3 protein-coding genes are annotated in these 2,629 nt (G+C 66.9%); all 3 read left to right on the top strand.

From position 1 onward, the window contains the following. Positions 1 to 1,301, top strand: a 1,301-nt coding sequence (locus ACLP4W_RS24830; protein WP_442390048.1) for an FAD-dependent oxidoreductase, incomplete at its 5' end; no start/stop codon positions are given. Further along, the gene (locus ACLP4W_RS24825; protein ID WP_442390047.1) at positions 1,298 to 2,293 is read left to right on the top strand and encodes a DUF5914 domain-containing protein; all 996 of its coding nucleotides are present in this window, start codon (positions 1,298 to 1,300) and stop codon (positions 2,291 to 2,293) included. The genes ACLP4W_RS24830 and ACLP4W_RS24825, both read left to right, overlap by 4 nt. A 47-nt stretch (positions 2,294 to 2,340) precedes the next feature. Next, a partial coding sequence (locus tag ACLP4W_RS24820) for a DUF2784 domain-containing protein (protein WP_442390046.1) occupies positions 2,341 to 2,629 on the top strand: 289 nt, incomplete at its 3' end.

Raw genomic sequence — 2,629 nt, 5'->3', positions numbered from 1 at the left:
TGGCGATGAACCGCGGGTTTCACGCCTTCTTCCGCCAGTACTACAACTTGCGGGCCCTGCTACGCCGGGTCGATCCGCAGCTGCGGATGCTCGCCCCCGTCAACGACTATCCACTGATCGACGGCGCCGGGCGGCGGGACACCTTCCGCGGGTTGCCCCGCACCCCACCGTGGAACGCGTTGGCGTTCGCCTTGCGCAGCCCGACGTTTCGGCTCCGTGACCTGGCTCGCATCAACGCCCGGGCCGCCGCACCGCTGACCGCGGTGTCGGTGCCCGACATCTACCGACGGCTCGACCATATCGACGCCGAAACCTTCTTGAAGAACATCAACTTTCCCGAGTCCGCACGTCACCTCGCGTTCGAAGTGTTCTCGCGCAGCTTCTTCGCGGAGCCGGCACAGTTGTCCGCCGCCGAACTGGCGACCATGTTCCATATTTATTTCCTGGGCTCCAGCGAGGGCCTGATCTTCGACGTCGCCACCGCGAACTTCGAAGCGAGCCTGTGGGATCCGTTACGGCAATACCTGAGCGACCAGGGTGTTCGGGTTCACCTCGGCGCTCAGGTATCGCGTGTCAGTCCGGGCAGCACGAAAACGTTCTGCGTCCGAACGGATTCGGGCGATCGCCTCGAAGCGGACGCCGTGGTGCTGGCCCTCGACGTGACCGGTCTGCAACGGGTGGTGGCCGCCTCACCCGGTCTCGGAGATGACTCGTGGCGAAATCGCATACAACAGCTGCGCACGGCACCGTCCTTCGTCGTTCATCGGCTCTGGCTCGATCGGCCCGTCGACTCGAACCGGCCGGCTTTTCTCGGCACCGCCGGTCATCAGCCGGTCGACAACATCAGCGTGCTCGAGCGTTACGAACGCGAGGCCGCCGCGTGGGCACGCCAACACCGGGGATCCGTTGTAGAATTGCACTCGTATGCGGCCAGTTCCGAATCACCCGGCGAGACGGCCATCATGCAGCTGCGCAAGCTGTATCGCGAAACCGCCGCGGCGCGCATCGTTTACGAGCGTGTGCTGCGCCGCAGCGATTGCCCGCTGTTCGCGCCCGGAACCTACACGCGGCGGCCCACCGTGGGGACACCGCAGGCCGGGCTGGTGCTGGCCGGTGACGGAATCCGCGTCGACCTGCCGGTGGCGCTGATGGAGCGCGCGGCCACTACCGGCTGGTCGGCCGCCAACCACTTGCTCAGCTCGTGGGGGCTCGCCGGCCACGAACTGTGCACCGTTCCCGTCCGTGGGCGGTCGGTGCTGCTGCGGTCACTGGCCGAGCGCCAAGAGCGGCGCGGGCAATGAGCGCCGCCGACCGCTTGCGCCGACGATGGCCGAAAGACTGGCCCATCGGGGTGCTTGCGCGCGTCTCGTGGACACAGCAGCGCCCGACCTATCACGACGCACAGCCGGCGATCATCAACGCCGCGCTGGATCGGGCCCAACGCCGACCGACCGGAAACTGGTATGTGTTCGCGGCGAGCCGTGACGTGCGAATCGGTCGCCCCTTCGGCGCACGCGTCGCCGGCATCGACCTGGTCGCATGGCGCGATAAGCGCCGCCGCCTGCGGGTTGGTCCCGGAAGCTGCCCGCACCTGGGCGCCGACCTCGCCACCGGCGTCGTCCATGGCGGCGTCCTGTACTGCCGGTGGCACGGGCTGGCTCTCGACGGTGAAACGTGCGACTTGTGTTGGAAGCCGTTCCCCAGCCACGACGACGGCGTGCTCGCATGGGTGCGCCTCGACTCCGTCGGCGGAGAAGCTCCGATGGATGAGCCGGTGATTTCGCCGAGACCCACCGGTGACACCCTGACCGCGGTCACCCGCATGGTCGGCCGCTGCGAACCGTCCGACATCATCGCCAACCGGCTCGATCCTTGGCACGGCGCATGGTTACACCCCTATTCGTTCACCCGGCTCGAGGTGCTGACCAGCCCGACCGAGGAAGACGACCGCTTTCTCGTCTCGGTGACCTTCCGGATGGGTCGCTTCGGTGTGCCCGTGATCGCGGAATTCACCGCCCCGGAAGCGCGCACCGTCGTGATGCGCATCATCGAGGGGGAGGGAACCGGCAGCATCGTCGAAACCCACGCTACACCAACGGGTTTCGGTCCTGACGGCGAGCCGCGCGTTGCCGTGATCGAAGCCACCGTCGCGTCTTCGCAACGCCCGGGATTTAAAGCCGCGCGCCGCGCGGGCCCATTGATCACACCACTCATGCGCTATGCCGCTACCCGGCTGTGGCGTGACGATCTGGCCTACGCCGAACGCCGCTACCGACGACGCACGTGTGGCTAACATGGACATACCGGAGCACATGCCACCAGCGGAAGTCCGAACCAGCGATGAAGAAAGCGCATTTCGCCGTCGTAATCGTCAGCATGGGCGCGCACTTCGCCTACCTCTTCTATGTGCCCAGTGGTGGCTTCCTGGCGTTGCGCTGGCCGCGCACCATCTGGCTGCACCTGGCGAGCGTGTGCTGGGGCGTGGTGGTCGTGACGCTGCCTTTGCCGTGTCCGCTGACGTCGGTGGAAGACTGGGCGCGCGCGCGAGCTGGAATGAAGCCACTGCCGAGCACCGGCTTCGTCGACCGGTACGTCGCGGGTGTCCTCTATCCGCCGGGCCGAACCGGTA

The sequence above is a fragment of the Mycobacterium sp. genome (genome assembly GCF_052145595.1).
Taxonomy (GTDB): domain Bacteria; phylum Actinomycetota; class Actinomycetes; order Mycobacteriales; family Mycobacteriaceae; genus Mycobacterium.
The sequence above is the reverse complement of the archived record's forward strand: the minus strand, read 5'-3'. Positions and strand labels throughout refer to the sequence as shown.